The 19,677-nt window shown below is 57.8% G+C and carries 19 protein-coding genes and 3 tRNA genes; 14 read left to right on the plus strand and 8 right to left on the minus strand.

The window, feature by feature from the left end; translation table 11 throughout:
- The first annotated feature begins 60 nt into the window (after positions 1 to 60).
- From AB3Y40_RS09820 to AB3Y40_RS09850, 7 genes are all read left to right on the plus strand, one after another.
- Positions 61 to 150, plus strand: a tRNA-Ser gene (locus AB3Y40_RS09820).
- Between the two features lie 292 nt (positions 151 to 442).
- On the plus strand, positions 443 to 1,105 hold the full coding sequence (locus AB3Y40_RS09825; protein WP_369439633.1) for a potassium channel family protein: 663 nt from the start codon (positions 443 to 445) through the stop codon (positions 1,103 to 1,105).
- 8 nt (positions 1,106 to 1,113) lie between these two features.
- Positions 1,114 to 2,451, plus strand: coding sequence for a TrkH family potassium uptake protein (locus AB3Y40_RS09830; protein ID WP_369438611.1), 1,338 nt, complete (start codon positions 1,114 to 1,116; stop codon positions 2,449 to 2,451).
- Positions 2,452 to 2,666: 215 nt separating this feature from the next.
- Positions 2,667 to 3,017, plus strand: coding sequence for a hypothetical protein (locus AB3Y40_RS09835; protein ID WP_369438612.1), 351 nt, complete (start codon positions 2,667 to 2,669; stop codon positions 3,015 to 3,017).
- A complete protein-coding gene (locus AB3Y40_RS09840; protein ID WP_369438613.1) occupies positions 3,011 to 3,673 on the plus strand; it encodes a hypothetical protein in 663 nt (220 codons plus the stop codon). The genes AB3Y40_RS09835 and AB3Y40_RS09840 overlap by 7 nt, the downstream gene beginning before the upstream one ends.
- Positions 3,674 to 3,679: 6 nt before the next feature.
- The gene (locus AB3Y40_RS09845; protein WP_369438614.1) at positions 3,680 to 4,108 is read left to right on the plus strand and encodes a hypothetical protein; all 429 of its coding nucleotides are present in this window, start codon (positions 3,680 to 3,682) and stop codon (positions 4,106 to 4,108) included.
- 39 nt (positions 4,109 to 4,147) lie between these two features.
- Entirely contained in the window at positions 4,148 to 4,897 is a 750-nt protein-coding gene (locus AB3Y40_RS09850) for a hypothetical protein (protein WP_369438615.1), read from the plus strand.
- 5 nt (positions 4,898 to 4,902) lie between these two features.
- On the opposite strand, the gene AB3Y40_RS09855 is transcribed toward AB3Y40_RS09850, so the two are convergent.
- On the minus strand, positions 4,903 to 5,760 hold the full coding sequence (locus tag AB3Y40_RS09855) for an AraC family transcriptional regulator (RefSeq protein ID WP_369438616.1): 858 nt from the start codon (positions 5,758 to 5,760) through the stop codon (positions 4,903 to 4,905).
- Positions 5,761 to 5,996: 236 nt separating this feature from the next.
- Positions 5,997 to 7,316 (minus strand): ATP-binding protein, encoded by a 1,320-nt coding sequence (locus tag AB3Y40_RS09860; protein ID WP_369438617.1) that lies wholly within the window; start codon positions 7,314 to 7,316, stop codon positions 5,997 to 5,999.
- Between the two features lie 42 nt (positions 7,317 to 7,358).
- Between AB3Y40_RS09860 and AB3Y40_RS09865 the strand changes: the two genes are divergently transcribed.
- Together AB3Y40_RS09865 and AB3Y40_RS09870 are read left to right on the plus strand one after the other, a co-directional pair.
- Positions 7,359 to 8,243, plus strand: a complete 885-nt coding sequence (locus AB3Y40_RS09865; RefSeq protein WP_369438618.1) for an MBL fold metallo-hydrolase — start codon at positions 7,359 to 7,361, stop codon at positions 8,241 to 8,243.
- 142 nt (positions 8,244 to 8,385) lie between these two features.
- On the plus strand, positions 8,386 to 8,802 hold the full coding sequence (locus AB3Y40_RS09870) for a VOC family protein (protein ID WP_369438619.1): 417 nt from the start codon (positions 8,386 to 8,388) through the stop codon (positions 8,800 to 8,802).
- 92 nt (positions 8,803 to 8,894) lie between these two features.
- Here the strand turns inward: AB3Y40_RS09870 and AB3Y40_RS09875 are convergent.
- Together AB3Y40_RS09875 and AB3Y40_RS09880 are read right to left on the minus strand one after the other, a co-directional pair.
- Positions 8,895 to 8,969 (minus strand) — tRNA-Asn (locus AB3Y40_RS09875).
- A 90-nt stretch (positions 8,970 to 9,059) separates the two neighbouring features.
- Positions 9,060 to 9,614, minus strand: coding sequence for a thioredoxin family protein (locus AB3Y40_RS09880; RefSeq protein WP_369438620.1), 555 nt, complete (start codon positions 9,612 to 9,614; stop codon positions 9,060 to 9,062).
- A 132-nt stretch (positions 9,615 to 9,746) separates the two neighbouring features.
- Between AB3Y40_RS09880 and AB3Y40_RS09885 the strand changes: the two genes are divergently transcribed.
- The 4 genes from AB3Y40_RS09885 to AB3Y40_RS09900 are packed head-to-tail and all read left to right on the plus strand — an operon-like array spanning position 9,747 to position 14,885.
- The gene (locus tag AB3Y40_RS09885) at positions 9,747 to 11,321 is read left to right on the plus strand and encodes an ABC transporter substrate-binding protein (RefSeq protein WP_369438621.1); all 1,575 of its coding nucleotides are present in this window, start codon (positions 9,747 to 9,749) and stop codon (positions 11,319 to 11,321) included.
- A 20-nt stretch (positions 11,322 to 11,341) separates the two neighbouring features.
- A complete protein-coding gene (locus AB3Y40_RS09890) occupies positions 11,342 to 12,316 on the plus strand; it encodes an ABC transporter permease (protein ID WP_369438622.1) in 975 nt (324 codons plus the stop codon).
- On the plus strand, positions 12,313 to 13,218 hold the full coding sequence (locus AB3Y40_RS09895; RefSeq protein WP_369438623.1) for an ABC transporter permease: 906 nt from the start codon (positions 12,313 to 12,315) through the stop codon (positions 13,216 to 13,218). The genes AB3Y40_RS09890 and AB3Y40_RS09895 overlap by 4 nt, the downstream gene beginning before the upstream one ends.
- Entirely contained in the window at positions 13,218 to 14,885 is a 1,668-nt protein-coding gene (locus tag AB3Y40_RS09900; protein ID WP_369438624.1) for a dipeptide ABC transporter ATP-binding protein, read from the plus strand. Before AB3Y40_RS09895 ends, AB3Y40_RS09900 begins: the two co-directional genes overlap by 1 nt.
- A gap of 27 nt (positions 14,886 to 14,912) precedes the next feature.
- On the opposite strand, the gene AB3Y40_RS09905 is transcribed toward AB3Y40_RS09900, so the two are convergent.
- Positions 14,913 to 15,002 (minus strand) — tRNA-Ser (locus AB3Y40_RS09905).
- 126 nt (positions 15,003 to 15,128) lie between these two features.
- Between AB3Y40_RS09905 and AB3Y40_RS09910 the strand changes: the two genes are divergently transcribed.
- Positions 15,129 to 16,268, plus strand: a complete 1,140-nt coding sequence (locus tag AB3Y40_RS09910) for an AI-2E family transporter (RefSeq protein ID WP_369438625.1) — start codon at positions 15,129 to 15,131, stop codon at positions 16,266 to 16,268.
- Here the strand turns inward: AB3Y40_RS09910 and AB3Y40_RS09915 are convergent.
- From AB3Y40_RS09915 to AB3Y40_RS09925, 3 genes are read right to left on the minus strand one after another with little or no spacing between them, the layout of a single operon-like run.
- Positions 16,265 to 16,630, minus strand: a complete 366-nt coding sequence (locus tag AB3Y40_RS09915; RefSeq protein WP_369438626.1) for a hypothetical protein — start codon at positions 16,628 to 16,630, stop codon at positions 16,265 to 16,267. The genes AB3Y40_RS09910 and AB3Y40_RS09915 overlap by 4 nt on opposite strands.
- Complete coding sequence (locus AB3Y40_RS09920) at positions 16,627 to 17,349, minus strand: alanyl-tRNA editing protein (RefSeq protein WP_369438627.1); 723 nt, start codon at positions 17,347 to 17,349, stop codon at positions 16,627 to 16,629. The genes AB3Y40_RS09915 and AB3Y40_RS09920 overlap by 4 nt, the downstream gene beginning before the upstream one ends.
- Entirely contained in the window at positions 17,346 to 19,661 is a 2,316-nt protein-coding gene (locus AB3Y40_RS09925) for a DUF3772 domain-containing protein (protein WP_369438628.1), read from the minus strand. The genes AB3Y40_RS09920 and AB3Y40_RS09925 overlap by 4 nt, the downstream gene beginning before the upstream one ends.
- Between the last annotated feature and the right edge of the window lie 16 nt (positions 19,662 to 19,677).

Raw genomic sequence — 19,677 nt, forward strand, 5'->3', positions numbered from 1 at the left:
TCAGATCGGGCTTGCGAAGGCCGCGCGGCCCGATTAAACGGCACTCCGTTGACCCTTCGCGGAGAGGTGCCGGAGTGGTCGAACGGGGCGGTCTCGAAAACCGTTGTGGGTGCAAGCCTACCCAGGGTTCGAATCCCTGTCTCTCCGCCACATGGCCACCCTTTTGAATAAATCGCGCTTTCCGTCGCTTTGTCCTGTTTTCGGCGGCATCCTGTGCCGTTCTTCGGAGGTTCGAGCCGTAAAGCGAGGCCTTCAAAAGGTCTGTTTCCCCCAGAAAATTTGCGCTGAAGTAGCGATTAGCACGAGTCTGACCACGCCCACCAATTGCCGCTGAATGGTCATGCGTCGACTCGGCAGAAAATTATCTCAACGCGCTCAACGGCTTGGCAAAGCGTCGTTCCGGAATACATTCATCACAAAGCACGCACTCATAAGGTGTCATATGTCGGTCAAGCGCAGGTCCTTTGCAGTCATTGGTTTGGGAACTTTCGGGGCGACCCTCGCCCGCGATTTGCAACGCTTTGGGAATGACGTCATCGGCATCGACAAGAACGAACGCCTTGTCAACGCGCATGCTGAGCATTTGTCGCAAGCCCTGATCCTCGACGCTCGGGACGACGCGGCACTCAGAGAGGCGGGGGTCGATACGGTCGATGTCGGCATTGTCGCGATTGGGACCAAAATCGAGGCAAGCGTACTGACGACGATGAACCTCAAGACCTTGGGTGTGGACTCGATTTGGGCAAAGGCCACATCGAAGAATCATCATCGCATTCTCTCAAAACTGGGCGTTGACCGAGTCATCCACCCAGAGCGTGAAGTCGGCCAACATATCGCACAGGTCCTGAACAACCCTTTGGTGCGGGATTACGTGAGCCTCGGAAACGGGCAACATGTTGTCAATTTCCGGGTCCCGGAAAGCTTGGAGGGCAAGTCCCTGTCTGAACTCAGCTACCGCCAGGACCACAGCCTCCGCTGCATCGGCGTTTTGCGCGGGACCGATTTCATTGGTTGCGATGCCGATAGCTGTACTCTTGAAAAAGGCGATCTCTTGCTTCTGCTGGGCGGACGTCAGGACCTTCGCGAATTTGCGCGCGGGTTATGAGGCACCGGATGTCCCGCCTTCAGCTTACAATCCGTCAAAAGCGCCTTAGTCCGCCTGCAATCCTTGCAAGCATCTACGCCGCCTTCATCCTCGCCGGAGCGGTTGCGTTGCGATTGCCCTTCAGCAATTCAGGCGATGTCAGCTTCAGTGATGCCCTTTTTACAGCCGCATCGGCCGTCACGGTCACGGGTCTGGTCGTCGTGGACACCGGTTCCGGCTTCACGCTGATTGGTCAGATCATCATTGCGGTGCTCATCCAGATCGGCGGGTTGGGTCTGATGACATTCGCAGCCCTTCTGTTGATGATGCTTGGGCTGACCATTGGGATGCCTCAGCGGCTGGTACTGCGTGACGAACTGGGCCAGGCTGGGGTAAGCGAGCTGTTCGTTTTGGTGAAGGCGGTGATTTTGGTGGCTTTCGCGGCCGAAGCCATCGCGACAGCAATTCTGATGTTTGTATTTGTGCCTGAGTTTGGCTGGGCACTCGGGTTTTGGCAGGCGCTCTTCCACGCCATATCTGCGTTTAACAATGCCGGTTTCTCGTTGTTTTCGGATAGTCTGTCAGGCTATGTGGCGGACCCGGTGGTGAATATCACAATCACGGCGCTTTTCATCCTGAGCGGGCTAGGCTTTGTCGTTCTCGCAGATTTGAACAAGCAGCGCAGTTGGCGCAAACTGACGCTTCATAGCAAGCTGATGCTGTCGGGCACGCTGGCATTGATCTTATTTGCCTGGATCATGTTCGCGCTCCTGGAATGGAATAACCCTGCCACACTCGGCGTGCTGGACAGCGACGGCGCGCGCGTTCTGGCCAGCTGGTTTCAGGCGGTGACACCGCGCACGGCAGGGTTCAACACACTTGACTATGCCGAAATGGAAAACAGCACGACCGTGATGACGCTTGCGCTGATGCTGGTTGGCGGCGGGCCATCGTCCACAGCTGGCGGCATCAAAGTGACCACACTGATTGTACTGGGTCTGGCGACGCTGGCATTCTTCCGCAGACAGGAACGGCTTCAAATCTTTGGCCGCAGCCTTGGCATGTCGGAAACCATGAAAGTGCTGGCCTTGACCGCGCTTTCGATCTTTTTGGTGGCAATCGGTCTTTTCCTGGCGTCAATAACCTACAAGGGCGATTTTCTTGACCTGCTGTTCGAGGTCTGCTCTGCGTTCGGCACAGTCGGCCTATCGAGAGGTGCCACCGGAGAGCTCGATGAATTCGGGCGCGCCATGATTATCTTGATAATGTTTGTCGGTCGTCTTGGACCACTCACGCTCGCGTTTCTTCTTGCCACTCAAAGCAAACCCAAAGTCGGTTATCCGGAAGGCAAGGTCTTCCTCGGCTGACACAAAGGTGGCACGCAAACCCCCCAGCCAGGTGGAGGTCTTGCGTCGCAAGTGACGAGCCGATTGGCCGACACATGAACATGCTCTGCTGCACAGGAAATCTGGAAAGCCCAGCGTCACATTCAACTTTGCCGAAATATTCAATCTCTCAACCGGGGGCACCGAATAGTCTTGGGAAAAAGGAGAGATGATTGAGACGGCTATTTTGCGGAAGTTTGGTGTCGGGCGTGTTGTTCACGTCGGTTGGTCATGCGGGAACGGCAACCTTGGACGTCGAAGGTCACGCGACAGAGTTGGAAGTTTCTTGCGAGCTTCTGTCCAATGGCATGTTGAACGTTCGAACCGCCGATCCGGGTTTTTCTGAAAAAGACACGGATGGTGACGGTTTCTTCTTCAAGGCCACCGGCTTTGCAGACACAGTTGCGGTCGTTTTTCACGCCGCCGACGACGAATACAAATTCGGCCTCAGCGCCGTTTCATTTTCAGAATTGGGGTTCGAAGCCGCTGACGAGGTTCGCAGAGGTGATGGAACAACGTACACAGTCGATGTGACGGTTTCATGTTGAACAACGCAAATATCCCTCTCGAAGATCGACCCGAAAAGGCAGGCCAAACGTGCGATGCGCGGTTCCAGTCGAAAATGTCGTCTTGTCGGCTCTTGTGGCTGAAATTGCCTGCCATAGTGCTTCTTCTCGCCGCGTGCCGTGAAGACCCACAAATATCTGTGGAAGGTCCAATCACGCGGTATATCGTGAAAGCTCAAGTCCCAAAATTCGAACCTTGCGACCTGTTTGCGCGCGAAGCCTTAGAGCGCGCAGAAGGCGTAAAGGCCCTTCCCTCTGCCGATTGCACCGAAGACATGTGCAATGTCACGGGCCAGGGTTATGAGAAGAAAGAAGAGCGGTATTTTATTGCAGCACTTGAAGGTGGCGAACAGTGCACCTTGCGACCACTTGAATCACCTGAATTTACCGAATTCTACACCGCAGAAGTGATCATGAACGCAGACTATTTGCGCTCACTTGGGCTCAGCCGCTCGGCGGTAGAGGGATTGGAGCATCGTCACTTTGCAGGATCAAAGGTCGGAGAATTGCGCGGTACTTACATCGACAAATTGAGTGGCGATGTCCGCGTGTCGCTCAAATACGACCAATTGCCCACCAGTGATGAATTTCTGGTCTCCGGCACTTTGATCACGATTGAGTATCCATCAGCGGACTAAGCCAAAGTGTCTACAATACTCAGCAAAAGCGATTTATTTCATCATGTTAGTGAAACGATTTCTCTCACCTGCCTCTTCTCCCCATCGGCATTCGCTCAAATGATGCCCCAAGATGAGATCGACCAAGCCGTCGTCATGATGCGGCAATCGAGTACGCCCGAAGAGATAATCAAACAGTTTCCGAAAGGCATAAAGCAGGCAAATGTATTTCAGCAGCAGATGAAAAATCTGCAAGCGCAAGGGTTGTCAGAAGACGAAGCAGCAATGGGCGCAGCTGGTGTGAGTGACAACTTCAAAGCACTGGAATTTGTGAAATTTGCAAACACTCTTGGTGATCCGATCAATGGGCAGACCTTAAGCTACAGGGCTGAAACACGCCCTAAATCCACCGGAGAAGATCCGCAGACATTCGTAATCAATCTGAACTGCTGCTAACCTCTTCGGCCCGGCGAAATCTATGTGGAAGCAACAAGAATGATATACCTCCACGCGTTCTTCATAATCCTGCTTCTAGTGCTGTTTCTTTATGGCGTGCCCAAGCTGCTTTTTCGCAAACGTCGCCATGCACGCCTGATAACCAAGCTCGCCAGGGACAACGGATGGGAAATCGACCGCACCCCACGTGACGTCCTGCCATCCCAACTGTCCGGTGAAACCTTGCACAACATCGGAAATCCGTCGGATTACTATTCTTTTAGAGTTTGGTTGACGATCAAAGGGGAAATTAGAGGGCGCGACTTTCTCCTTGTCGCTCACGGCAAACAGAAGACAAGAACACGTGACCCGGGCAGCGGTTCTGTTCACATCTTCACCAAACTGTCCAAGACACCTATTTTTCCACCATTATTCATTCATCTGAAATCCAATATGTTGGATGGACTTTTGGACATCGATGCCTCTGCCCTTGCCACTGTTAAGAAACGGACAGCACCTCACTTTCCCAAAGTCGGTATGCCAAAGCCGTTTTCGGACACCTATACTGTTCGGGGCCTTACCGGCGCTCAGGACGCCATTTCAGAAAAAGTCCAGTCGTCGCTCTTGGATGCTCCTCACCTCTTTTACCGAAAGAGTGAGAAATGGCACATGAGAACCGGATCAATGTTGGGGCTGACAGAGCGGTTTGCCTTCATCGAAATCCAGGATTTGAATCTCTATACGTTGGAAAATCGGTTGAACGCATTGATGGACTGGGTTGAAATATTGGACACCAACCGCGAAACCTGACGTGGCTAGCGATCTGACTTCAGTTGCCGTGAATATCCAACGAACTGCTTGAGCGTTGGCTCGATGTCCTCCGAAAACCTAACCGGGCTATTGCCCAAGAAGTCGGCAAATGCCCGCGTCATATGTGCTTGATCCGAAAACCCGCATTCAATAGCAAGTTCGGCCAGCCTCTGGCTGCCCAATTCAAGCATTGCCCCAAAGGCATGATTGATCTGGAGAAGTTTGGCGAAACGCTTCGGAGATAGACCAACAAGGTGGCCAAACTCATCCCTCGCTTTGCGTTCCGAAACCGGCACATTTGCGAGGAGATCTGTAACCTTGATATTGCCGTGCGTTCTCTCGATGTCACCAACCATCGCCTTAAGGTATTGGGGTACCGTCATCGCTGCGGGCAACGTGGATAGCGCTCCAAACATGGCTTCTGACAAGCATTCCGCACTTTTTAACGGCAAAGAGGTATCAAGTGCCTCTTGCACCGCGCCAAGTAGCGGAACCAATCCGACAGGATTTATTGCACGTTCAAAAGTTTCACGCCCAGGGATCCCGAGCAACGCGAATTGCCCCAAAGCTGTGAACTCGCAAAAAATCTGTTGCAACAGACCCGATGATCGACAGATCACCTCGCCATCGAACACCTGACCAGATAAATGAAGCGATCCGTCCATGTCGGTGTCGATGACAGGGATACCGTTGACGCGGCCGCTCCATCGGCCGTTTGGTGTCCAGCCCAGGTAACAATATCCCGTACCACGCACCACAAACTCCAGGTCCACCGGGACGTCCGAAAACGCGACCATTGCCCGCCTGAAATACGGCGCCAAGTCCGCTGGAATTTCAATTGGCTTGAAAACGTCTGGGTTCATGTTCACCTTCAGAGATCATGAGTACCCCGTCTTAGAAATTATTCAATACGGTGCCGGTTTGCCCAACCTGACAACAAAATACAGATATTATAGGCAGGGAAACAACAACCGTTGTTGGCGTGTAAACATGAAGGGCGTCTCGATGTGTCACAGCAAAAGCAGCCATCCAAACTGACTGCTGACCCACCAATCCTTCCTACGCACAATCAAGCCGATCCCTTGGTCTCACCGCCCAACTATCGCGCCAAGACCACTTCAGCCTTCAAGCCGCCCAGCGCTTCACTGTCGCCTAGGCGCAGCACACCGCCATGGCTTCGCGCGATGTCGGCGACGATGGCAAGGCCAAGGCCCACACCTGATCCCTTGTCCTGATTGCGGGCGGTATCCAGCCTGGTAAAAGGTTGCAGCGCCTCTTCGCGCCGTGCGGGCGGGATGCCGGGGCCGTCGTCTTCAACCACAAAGCGCACCGCGCGGTCGGTGACATGCACACCAATCTCAGCTTGGTTGCCATAGCGCAACGCATTTCCGACCAGATTGGCAAGCGCCCGACGGATCGCCAGCGGGCGCAGCGGCACGGGATCATCAGACCCAGTTGCCTCTGAGAGGCGCACTGCCTGCCCCATCCGTGCCGCATCTTCCAACACCTCTTCGACGCAGGCACGCGGCACGGTGGGCACCAGATCATCGCCTGCATCTGCGCGCGCGAAATCAAGAAACGCATCCAACAGATGCTGCATGTCTTCCACGTCGCGCACCAGCGGGGCCGCATCGTCCTCTTCAAGCAGCGACAGCCCCAGCCGCAACCGGGTCAGCGGCGTGCGCAGGTCGTGGCTCACGCCCGACAACATCATGGTACGCGATTGGGTCTGGCGTTCCAGCCGGTTGCGCATATCCAGAAACGCCATGCCTGCCGCGCGCACCTCGACCGCGCCCGAGGGGCTGTAATTGGTGATCCGGCCCTTGCCATAGGCCGCAGCGGCCGCCGCCATCCGCTTGATCGGGCGTAACTGGTTGCGCAAAAACAGATAGGCAATCGCCGTCATCAGCCCGCCAAGCACCACCATAATCACCAAAAGCTGGTGCGGGTTTGACGCAGACACACGCGAACGCGCAAAATCCAGCGTCAGCGGCCCATGCGCGGATTGCACCCCCACCGCAACCCGCCGCCGATCCGCCAAAGAAACCATCTCGATCGCGGGAACCTGCGCACGCAGATAACGGTTCACACTAGGGCCGGTGAAATCGGTCCAAGGGTTCTGCAAGCCCTCCTCCGGGATCGCTTCTGGCCAATCGGCCACCATCTGCAAGGGCCCCGCAATTGCATCCACGGCTTGCCGGGCTTCGGCAAAGGTCGCGGCTGCGTTAGCCGTTTCAATGACAAAGCTCAGATCAATCGCCACAGCCCGCGTCATCTGACGGGTGACACCTTCAAAATGTCGCTGGATAAAAACCACCGACACCAAAAGCTGGAGCGTGACAACAGGCAGGATCAGGATGAGCAAAGCCCGCCCATATAGCCCACGTGGCATGTATTGTTTGAGCCAGCTAAAGAACATAGACCAAACCTAGCGGGGCAGTTCAGGATCGGAAAGCGCGATATGTCGGATGAGATTGGCCAACCGGTGACGGTGTCGCCCGGTGTGCTGCGGATCAGGGCGGGCAACCCGTCTCCGATGACTTACACCGGCACCAACAGCTATGTCGTCGCAACCGGGGATGCCTTGACCATCATCGACCCCGGCCCGATGCTGCCCGACCATCAGGACGCGCTGCTCTCAGCCGTCGCGGGACGCAACGTTACTCAGATCATCGTCACCCACAGTCACCTCGACCATGCCCCTCTTGCCCGTCCCCTGGCCGATGTGCTGCAGTGTCCAGTTGTGGCTTTTGGACCCAGTGACGCAGGCCGCAGTGCTGTGATGCAGACCCTTGCGGCCAGCGGTCTGGCCGGTGGCGGCGAAGGGGTTGACCCCGACTTTGCCCCCGACAAGACCGTCGCTAACGGTGACACGCTTCCTGGTGGCTTTAGCGTGCTGCATACGCCGGGGCACATGGGCAATCACATTGCCATTGCGTGGCGCGACGTGGCCTTTACCGGCGATCTCGTGATGGGTTGGGCCAGCTCACTTGTCTCACCGCCAGATGGCGATCTGACCGATTTCATGGCCTCTTGCCACCTTATGCTGCAACGCCCAGAGACGACATACCACCCCGGCCACGGCGATCCGGTTCTGGACCCCAAAGCACGCCTGCAATGGCTCATTGATCATCGTAATGCCCGCTCTGAGCAGATCGTCGCGGCACTGCAAACGGGACCGATGACACCTGTAGCTCTGACGTCTTTGATCTATACCGATGTGCCCAAAGCAATGCATCCCGCCGCCGCGCGCAACGTCTTTGCCCATCTTGTCGATCTGACCGGCAAAGACCGTGTGCAACCGAACGGGCCATTGTCGCAAAACTCCACATTCGCGCTCTGCTGACCACACTTTCTCAACACGTTGGCCGTCATCGGGGCGAAAGACATGATCCCACCCATCAGGCAATGCCATTGATCAGACCAATTGCGCTTTCGCCTGCCAACAATACAATCGCACCACGCAATAGACCAAAGGACTCCATACAATGATCGCCTATGTCACAGTTGGCGCCGACGATATGGCCAAGGCCAAGCGGTTCTATGCGGCCTTCCTGCCAGCCCTTGGCTACGACCTCACCGAAAGCGCCGAAGGTCTCAGCTGCGCGCTGCCCATTCGGGCAGGTCAAACATCATTGTTACCTGATTACTACGTCAAACCAACCTTTGATGGCCGCCCTGCTTCGGCTGGGAATGGTGCGATGGTGGCCTTTGAGGCGCAGACCCAAGAACAGGTCCGCGACCTGCACGCAGCCGCACTGGCCGCCGGTGGTTCCGACGAAGGCCAGCCCGGATTTCGTGCCGCATATGGACCACGGTTTTATGTCGGCTATCTGCGCGACCCTCAGGGGAATAAAATTGCCTTGTTCTCAAGCAACCCAGACGAGCCTGGTCGCGACGACTAAGCACGACAACTTTTGCAGCGTTCTATCGCCAACGCCCGAACCAACAGCATTGCAACCGGCAAAGGCCGATTTGACAAAATAGTAGGGGAAATTGGCTCCGACGGTAGGGATCGAACCTACGACCAATTGATTAACAGTCAACTGCTCTACCGCTGAGCTACGTCGGAACACTCGCGCGGTCTATAGCAACGCGACTCAGGGCCGTCCAGACTGATTTTGTGATTTTTTCGGTCGCGTGATGACCTCCCACAAATGGCTCAGCTGGCCCATTTGATCGAACAGCCCATTGATGGCACCTGCGCCGCAGGTCCGCGCCCTGTGACGGCCACCTCCAGCATCGCGTCGCGCAGGTCGCGCGGTGTATCGGCCGGCACGGGCCCTGTGCGACCGGCATCCAACCGGCCTCGATATTGCAAACCCAATTCTGCATTGAACCCAAAGAAATCTGGTGTGCACACCGCAGCATAGGCGCGGGCAACCGACTGATCCGCGTCATGCAGGTAGGGAAACGGAAATTGTTGTTCCTTTGCCATGCGCGTCATGTTCTCGAAATTGTCCTGCGGATAAGCAATCGGATCGTTTGAACATATCGCGGCAACGCCAATCCCGGCCGCTTGCAAGGCCTTGGCGTCCGCAATCATCCGATCAAGGATCGCCAACACAAACGGGCAAAGGTTGCAGATGAACATGATCAAGGCCCCCTTGGGCCCCGCAATCTGGTCCAGACCATAGGTTGTGCCGTCAGTCGCCTGCAGTGCAAACGCAGGCGCGGGCCAGTTGAAATCACAAACGGGTGGTGTGCTGGCTGCCATCGGTCTCTCCATTCTGACCTTTCCAGCTTATACAGAACCAACCTGCCTCACCAGATGACGTTCACGTTTGTGCCCTTGACCTTTCGCGCATTACCTTCAGGCTGCGATCACGCAACTTGGGGAGACTGATACATGAACAGATCACACATTCTGGGGCTCGCAGGCGGGGTGCTCCTTGCCTCCACCAGCGCTGCTACCGCCGAAAGCTTCAAATGGGCCTCCAATACGGACCCGCAAACGATGGACCCGCACGCCGTCAACTCGGCGCCTGTGCTGTCGTTCCTCAACAACATCTACGAAGGTCTGGTCCGTCGCGGGCAGGACATGTCCATCGAACCCTCGCTTGCCACCTCGTGGGAGCCGCTGACAGATGAAAACGGCTGGCGCTTTACCCTGCGCGAAGGTGTCACCTTTCAGGACGGTGCGGCCTTCACGGCGGAAGATGTGCTGTTCTCTTATCAGCGCGCTTCGGATGAAGCGGCCGATGTCCGGTCCTGGTTTGCGCCCGTGTCTGACGTGCGCGTGGTCGACGATTTCACGATCGACTTTGTGACCACCTCGCCCAACCCGCTGTTCCCTGACAGCATCGCCAACTTCATGATCCTTGATAAGGATTGGGCCGAAGGCAACGACGCGGCATTGCCCGCCCGCGACGCTGAAAACTTCGCCACGATGAACGCCAACGGCACCGGACCCTTCATGCTCACCAGCCGCGACCCCGGCGTAAAGACCGTTCTGTCGCCCAACGGCGGATGGTGGGATGACACCAGCCACAACGTGACAGAGGCGACCTTCACACCCATCGGCAATGCGGCCACCGGTTTGGCAGCACTTTTGTCGGGCGAGATCGACTTCATCCAGCCGATCCCCTTGCAGGACGCCGAACAAGTCGAATCCCGTGACGGCTTCAAAGTGCTCGAGGGTGAAGAAACCCGCGTCATCATGTTCGGCTTTGGCCATGAACACGACACGCTGCTGTATTCCTCTGACGTCACCGACGCCAACCCCTTTGCCGATGTCCGCGTCAGACTTGCTGCGGCCCATGCGCTCGACATTGCTTCGATTGACCGGGTGCTGTTTCGCGGCAAGATCGAACCGGCCTCGCAACTGGTCCCTGCCGGGATCTCCGGCTATTCCGAAGCCAACAGCGACCGCCCCGCCTATGACCCTGACCGTGCCAAGGAACTTCTGGCCGAGGCAGGCTACCCGGACGGCTTCAGCTTTGGTCTGAAATGCCCCAACGACCGCTATATCAATGATGAGGCGCTGTGCCGCGCTGCCGCATCAATGTTTGCCGCTGTGGGCCTGCAAGCAGAGCTTAGCACCGGGCCTGTGCGCGACTACTGGCCGCAACTGCGCGAAGATGACTTTGATATGTACCTCTTGGGCTGGTCGCCCGGCACCTTCGACATGGAACACCCGATCCGCTTCCTCAAGCACACGCAGGATGACGAGAAAAAGCTGGGGTCCTGGAACTTTGGCAATTTCTCTAACGCGCGCATTGATGAACTGCTGCCAATGATCCAGCAGGAAATCGACCCAGCCGCGCGGCAAGCGATGATTGATGAGGTCGTCAAGATCAGCCAGGACGAGGTGGCCTATATTCCGCTCTATACCCAGCCGCTGATCTGGGCGGCAAAAGAGAACGTTGACCTGACCCAACGGGCCGACAACTTCTTCATGCTGCGGTGGGTCACCGTCAACTGATCTGAGCGGCAAACAAGGCGATGGCATATTTTATCTTCAAACGGCTGGTACAGTCCGTTCTGGTGATGCTTGCCGTCGCCTTCCTCGCCTTTTCGCTATTTCGGTTCGTGGGTGACCCGATCACCCAGATGACCGGTGTCGAAACCTCCGTTCAGGATCAGGAACGCCTGCGCGAAGAATTGGGCCTCAACGATCCCTTCATCTCACAATTCATGCGCTTTACGAGCGACATGCTGCGTGGTGATTTCGGATTCTCGTTCCGCACGCGCCAGCCGGTCGCAGAAATGATTGCGGTGCGCATCCCCGCCACGCTCGAACTTGGGGTCGTCGCCCTTTTGATATCGCTTGTGGTTGGCATCCCCACCGGTGTCTATACGGCGCTCAGACCGCGCGGCATCGCCACGCAATCCATCCTGATCCTGACGCTGATCGGTGTCTCCATCCCGACATTCGTGATCGGGATCATGCTGATCTTCCTTTTTGGTGTGCAACTGGGCTGGCTGCCAACATTCGGGCGTGGCGGCACCGTGCAGATCGGCGGCTGGGAAAGCTCGTTCTTCACCATCGACGGCTGGCGCGCGATCCTCTTGCCCGCAATCACTCTTGGTATCTACCAGCTCACGCTCACCATGCGGCTTGTGCGCGCCGAGATGATGGAGGTGATGCGCACCGACTACATCCGCTTTGCCTTTGCCCGCGGCGTGCCGATGCGCGCCATCTACTACCGCCATGCCCTCTCGAACACGCTGGTGCCCGTGATCACCATCATCGGTCTGCAATTCGGCGGCGTCATCGCCTTTTCCATCGTCACCGAAAGCGTCTTTGAATGGCCCGGCATGGGGCTCTTGTTCCTCGAATCTATCCGCTTCGTCGATATTCCGGTGATGAGCGTCTACCTCGTCGTCATCGCCTTCTTCTTCGTGCTGGTGAACCTGATCGTTGACCTGCTCTACATCGCCATCGACCCGCGATTACGCGTCCGGGACAGCACATGATCGACTTTCTCAAACGCCGCGAAGGGCTCTGGCTCTTTGTCCACTCGCCCGCCGCCATGCTTGCGGCCCTGGTGGCGGTGCTGATCTTTCTCGGCGCACTCTTTGCGCCCTGGCTCTCGCTCATAAATCCCTATGATCTGGCCTCCTTCAGCCTTTTTGACGGCCTCTTACCGCCGGTCTGGCAAGAGGGCGGCAATCCCAAGTTCCTGCTTGGCACGGATGATCAGGGGCGCGACATGATCTCATCCATCCTTTACGGCGCGCGCCTGTCGTTGCTGATCGGACTTGCGGCAATGACCATTGCCACGGTGCTTGGCGTGGGCCTCGGACTGGCTGCGGGATATTACGGCGGCTGGCTTGATACCATCGTCATGCGGATCGCAGACGTGCAACTCGCCCTTCCGGCAATCCTGACCGCCCTGCTGATCGATGGCATCGCGCGTGGCGTTCTCCCACCTGATGCGCAGCAAAACCCGCGCGTGGCCGTGCTGACCCTTGCCATTGCCCTGTCACTTTGGGTCAACTTCGCCCGCACCGCCCGCGCCTCGACCTTTGTGCAAATGCAAAAAGAATACGTGCAAGCCGCCATCATGATGGGTCAGCGCCCTGCCCGCGTCATGTTTGTACATATCCTGCCGAATATCCTTGGCCCTCTGCTGGTGATCATGACCGTCGATCTGGCCTCCGCCATCCTGCTCGAGGCGACGCTGTCATTTCTTGGCATTGGCCTGCCCGCTGACAGCCCCTCGCTGGGCACCCTGATCCGGATCGGTATGCAGTTCCTACTTTCGGGCGAGTGGTGGATCCTCTGGATACCAACGCTCTTTCTTGTGGCCCTTGTGGTGTCCATCAACATCCTCGGAGACTTCCTGCGGGACGTCTTCAACACAAGGCTGCGCTGATGCTGACGATCCAGGACCTCGCCGTCAATTTCCCCTCTCGCTTTGGCGACATCACCGCCATTGCGGACGTGGACATGACCATAAAACCCGGCGAAATCCACGGTCTCGTGGGCGAAAGCGGCGCAGGCAAATCCACCGTTGGTGCCGCCGTCATCGGCCTTCTGCAGTCGCCGGGCTACATCGCAAACGGCAAGCTGACGCTTGACGACATCGACCTACGCACACTCGACCGCGATGCAGCCCATGCCCTGCGTGGCAGCCGCATCTCGATGATCTTTCAAGACCCGCAAACCAGCCTCAACCCGCTGATGACGATCGAGGATCAGCTGGTCGAAACCATCCTCGCGCACGAGGATATCTCGCATCAGGCTGCACACGACCGCGCCGTGGACCTGCTGGAAGAGATCGGGATCTCCAACGCCGCACAGCGTATCAAATCATACCCGCACCAATTCTCGGGCGGGATGCGCCAGCGCGTGGTCATCGCTCTTGCACTTTGCACAAACCCCGACGTGATCATCGCAGATGAGCCAACCACTGCCCTTGATGTTGCGGTGCAAAGCCAGGTGCTCGACCTCTTGCGCCGCCTTGTCGACACCCGCCAGATCGCCGTCATCCTGATCACCCATGACATCGGGGTGATCGCCCAGATCACCGATAACGTCACCGTCATGCGCAACGGGCGCGTGGTCGAAACCGGCTCAACCGCGCAGATTCTACGCGACCCTCAGGAAACCTATACCAAAGGTCTGATCGCCGCCGTACCGCCCCTTGATCGCAAGCTTGAACGCTTCGCCGTCATTGCAAGCGAAGACACGGCACCCGGTGACCTTGGCAACCGCGCCAAGGACTGGCTGCTTGATGGGCTCCGGCAAGAGGCGACAGGCCTGACCGTGCAAAACCTACGCGTCACTTTTCCCGGTGTACGCACCTCGCTCTTTTCGCGCCCCGACCCGTATGTTGCCCTGCATGACATCAGCTTTACCGTGCAACCGGGCCGGATCATGGGGCTTGTGGGCGAAAGCGGCTCTGGCAAATCGACACTCGCCAAGGCCATCACCGGGCTGATCCCGGTGCAAAGCGGCACCATGCTGTTGGGTGATGCCCCCCTGCCCGCTGGCAAGGCCCGCCCGCGCGACCACCCGTCCCGGCAGCTAATCCAGATGGTGTTTCAGGATCCCTACTCCAGCCTCAATTCACGTCACCGCATCGGCAAAATCCTGACAGAGCCGTTGTGGCTTTATGGTCTGGTCGAGGATGCAGACGAACGCCATGCGCTCGCCGCAGCAATGCTTGATCTGGTCGGCATGGCACCCGGCGCCATTGACAAATACCCGCATCAGTTTTCAGGCGGCCAGCGCCAACGCATCGCTGTGGCCCGCGCCCTACTTGCCCGCCCGCGGTTCCTGATCTGTGATGAACCAACTTCGGCACTTGACGTGTCAATTCAGGCCGAAATCCTGAACCTTCTCAAAGACCTGCAATCTACTTTTGATCTTTCAATCCTGTTCATCAGCCACAACCTTGCCGTCGTGCGCCAAATGGCCAACGACGCCATCGTCCTGCGCAACGGCGTGATCGAAGAAATCGGCGCATCCGAAACCCTCTTCGCCGCCCCACAGGCCGCCTACACCAAGGAACTGCTGGCGCTGACACCAACACTTTAGTCGTCGCATTCTGCAAGAAAAGGGAAGTGGCGGACAGACAGGGATTCGAACCCTGGAGACGGTCTCCCGCCTACACACTTTCCAGGCGTGCGCCTTCGACCACTCGGCCACCTGTCCGTGAAGGGGCATTTAGCAAGGCCTGAAACCCCATGCAAGTCCCAACAACCATGTGACTGTAATCGCGTTGTAACCCGGCAGGCTTCGGCACATACTCGTCATGTTGAACGATTGCCCGGGTCCGCGATGAAGCATGATCCCCCAGCCACACCGCCCAAGGACGCGCGTTTTGAACTGGCGCGCGTGCAAACCGGTGCTTTGATCATCATCGCCTTTGCGGTGGTGCTGTTTCTGCTGGTGCAGGCCCGTTTTATGCTGATCAGCCTCGCAACGGCGATCATCCTGTTTTCACTGACCAGCGACGTGATCAACTTTATCGCACGCCTTCGGGTTGGGCCGGTCCGCATCCCCAACTGGATCGCCAGTCTGGCGGCCGTTTTCCTGATCGCGGGCGCTCTGCTGACGCTCACGTCCATTCTGCTGGCACAGATCAACACAGTGTTGGTGACGACATTGTCTTATGCTGAACGAGTGCCCGCCGCTGTCGCATCGCTCTTTGGGTGGCTGGGTGAGGATACAGAGGCCGCTGTTTTCAACTCCGTGCGATCCGTCGATTTTTCCAGCTACCTGCGACAAGCGGCAGGGTCTGCCAGCAACCTGACCCAAGGCACAGTCCTCGTCATCCTGTTCGTGGGCTTTCTCTTTGCCGAACGCATCTGGTTTTCCACCAAACTGCACAATTTCGTGGGCGATGCGGCACAGGCGCAGCGCGTCGGCCAGATCATCGCCTCGATCATCCACCGGGTGAACTATTACCTGCTGGTCAAAACCTTCATCTCGGCGATCACCGGCTTTGTCGTCTTTGGCATCGCCAGCATTTTCGGGCTAGAGGTCGCGGTGGCCATTGGCGTGGTCACATTTGTACTGAACTTCATCCCCAACATCGGATCAATTGTCGCGACCGGCCTGATCGCGCTCGCGATGCACGTGCAGTTTGGCGATGCGGCCCTGACCACGGCGGTCTTTGTCCTTGCAGGCATGGTGCAGTTTGTTGCCGGATCCATCATCGACCCGATGCTGATGGGCCGCGCGCTACGGTTGTCATCATTTGGGATCATCATCAGCCTTGCGTTCTGGGGGGCCGTCTGGGGCATTCCGGGCATGTTCCTGTCAGTGCCCATCATGGTGATGCTGCTGGTCGTCTGCAGCCACGTCCCGGCCCTGCGCCCTTTGGCGATCCTGCTGTCCCGCGAAGGTCTGCCCGAAAGCGAACAAACCCTGCAGCAAACCGCCGAACGCGATCTTTTTGATCAGCGCCGCGACTAGGGTCTTGCCGCGCGCAAGAACAGCCCCGCCAGCACCAATTCACCCAAGGCTGCGACCAGAATGGATACGCTGGCAAAGCCGCGCGCGTATTCATAACACCCCGTCGCCGCGATCCCCGCAAATATGGCAAACAGCCCATAACATACCGCGCGGCGCAATGGGCTGTCCGGCGCATTGCGCCCCATCCACAACATGACTGCCAGACCCAGAAACACCCCCGACGAGCGGCGCGTGATGAATTCCGCACTGGCGTTTGTCGGCACACTGTAAGTGCCTGCGTAGCTGCCCGGAAACAGCAGGAAAGTCACAAAGAGAACGGCACAGACAATGGCCGTGGCGATGGCAGCAAAGCGAAAGATCACCCTTCCTCCAGATGCAGATAGACCCGCCGGTTCTGGCGCCCTTTCTTCTCGATATTGCCGATCCGAACACGGCCAATCTCATCAGTGTTGGCCACATGCGTGCCACCACAGGGCTGCAGATCGGCTGTGTTTTCACCAACCCCAATACGCACCAACCGGATCTGCCCTGCCCCGCGCGGCGGCTGCACCGACAGCGTTTTGACAAGGCTGGGGTTCTCGTCCAGTTCGGCCTCTGTGATCCATTCGTCCGACACCGCGAAATGGCAATCGATCAGCTTGTTGAGTGTGGCGTCCAATGCAGCCTTGTCGGCTGGCGCATCTTCCATGTCAAAATCCAGCCGCGACTTGTCCGTCCCAATGGACCCGCCCGTCACCGGCAAAGGGATTACAACCGACAGCAAATGAAGTGCTGTATGCATCCGCATCAACTTGTGCCGCCGGTCCCAGGCCAAGGTCTGCTGAACCTGCGTGCCCGGCTCTGGCAAGGCCGCAGGCTCTGCGGGAACCAGAACAATCGCATCTCCGGGCCCCTTGACCGTTGTGGCAACCTCAATCGCACCGCCCTGCCATGTCAGCCGCCCGGCATCGCCGGGCTGCCCGCCCGATGTGGGATAGAAATTCGTCTGATCCAAAACGATTCCACCCTCGGCTGTTATCTCGACCACGCGGCCCACCGCATCACGTGCATAGGCATCATCCCGAAATAGCGGTTTGGTCATGTCTCCTCCGGACGGTTCAGGGTCTCTGGATTGCGCAGCCACAAGTCCTGTTGCGGGAACGGAACTTCAATCCCGGCTTCGGCAAATCGCGCGTTAATCTCATAATTCATCTCGGACAGGGTCACGACCTTCCAGTTCACATCGCGCAAATGCACGCGGATTTCAAAATCCAGCGAGGATGCACCGAACCCCATGAAAAACACCTGCGGCGGCGGGTCCATCAGCGACATCGGGTGCTTTTCCGCGATCTCGGCCAGTATGCCGCGCACCTTTTCCACATCCGTCCCATAGGCCACACCAACCGGCACGATCAGACGCCCCACCGGGTTGCCTTGGGTCCAGTTGATCACCTGCCCGCTGACCAGATCCGCATTGGGAATGATCACATCGGTCCGGTCAAAGGTCTCGATCCGCGTCGACCTGACCGAAATATCGCGCACAAACCCCATCTGGCCGTTGACCTCGATCATGTCGCCCTCGGCAATCGGGCGTTCGATCAGCAGGATGATGCCAGAGACAAAGTTCTGCACAATGTTCTGCAAGCCAAAGCCGATACCCAGCGACAGCGCACCCGCCACAAAGGCAAGCGAAGTCAGATCAATCCCTGCGCTGGTGATCGCAAACAGCCCCGCCAGAAAAATGCCGACGTAGCCAACACCGGATCGCACCGCATTCTGCCCTCCCAGATCCAGCTTTGTACGTGGTAGAACCGAATTGCGCAGCGTCGCCTGCACAAATCGCGTCAGCACATAGCCGATGGCAAAGACCAGCAGGAAGGTCATGAAATCGGACGGCGAAATCCGGGTATCTCCGACCGCAAACCCGGCAGAGATTCGGGCCCAGATTTCAAACAAATCCGTCACCCGCGCGCCCCAGGCCAAGGCCAGGAACGGCAAGGCAAGAATGCCCACGCCCAGCCCGATCAGCACCGGCATCAACGGCCCTGCGGCATCAGCCTCGTCCGCGTCACCTGAATCGTAGATATCCGACACCAACCGTTGCAGCACGACCACGACGCCAAGGATCGCAAGCGTCAGCACCACCGGGCGGAACAGGCCAATAGCTGCGTTGACATAGCCAAGCGCTGCAAAAACCGGTGCTGCAAGGGCAACCCCCATCGTCAGCCGCCCGATCACGCTCCGCACCCGGCCCCCGGTGCCGCTATAGTTCGGATCATCCACCGGCGGGCTGCGCAGCGCATTGCCCAGCTGATACAGCGTGAACGCCAAAAACAGCAGCAACGGAAACAGCATCACCGCGACAGAGATGCGTGCCGCATCAACCAGCTCCATCATCGCGGCAACGAACACAATCGCCGCCAAACCATAGCTTAGCGTGATCCCCGCGCGCCGAATGCGGTCATTGCTTTCGGGCGCAAAGCTTAGCGGGCCAAAGGCGGGGCCCGGTGGGAACAGTTTGTCGTTCAACCAGCGGGCAACGATGATGACGAAGACCGCGGAAAAGAGGGCTCCGAACATCTTGTCTGCCCGTGATGACAGCACATCTAGGCTTTGCAAAGACTCGGTAAACAGCGTCAGCCCGATCAGCGGCAGCACCATCTGCCCCAGCGACAGGATGAACGACCACAGCGCCCGGGCCTGTGGTGATCTGTTGCCCAGCCCGTCGCGCATGCCCCGCACCCAGCCCCGCGCGCGCAGCATCATGACTAGACCCGCAACGATCCCTATCAGCGCAAGCGGTGCGACAGACCAGATTGTCCCGTTGCCCACCTTGGTCCTGATCCCGGCCGCCATATCCGACCACATCAGTTGCAAACTCGCACCAAAGGCCGCGATCGCCGCCCCCCAATGGGTGGGATTAAGGGGCGAGGCATCGCGCACCAGCAACCGGCTGGCAAATTGCGCCCGCGCCTGCGTATCAATTTCGGCCAACAGCCCATTGGCACGCGCGTGCGCCTCTGCCACCAAGCTATCGGGGGTCGCAAGGCTTTGGCGCAGCGCGTCTAACTCTGCACGGCGGGCGGCGATCTGCGGGTCCTCTTCCCCGCTTTCAGGGGGCGCGCCTAACGCCTCCAACTGGCTGTCCACCGTGGTGATCCGCGCCTGATTATCGGCCAGTTTGTCTGCAAACGTCTCGCGCCAAAGGAACAACTCATCCCGCAATCGGTTCAGGGCAAATGTCGTCGTCACGCCTGTACCAAGACTTTCCTCGGCCCGCTGCGCAACATTCTCCCACTCCGCAATGTCCTGAAACATCGCAGCAAGCGGCGTCATTGCGTCCTGATCATCTGCAAGTTCAGGTTCTGCGGTTTGCGCCACAGCAGCGGTGCCGATCGAAACGACCAGCAGCAAGCAACACAGGCGCAGG

The sequence above is a fragment of the Yoonia sp. R2331 genome (assembly GCF_041103235.1).
Lineage (GTDB): Bacteria > Pseudomonadota > Alphaproteobacteria > Rhodobacterales > Rhodobacteraceae > CANMYO01.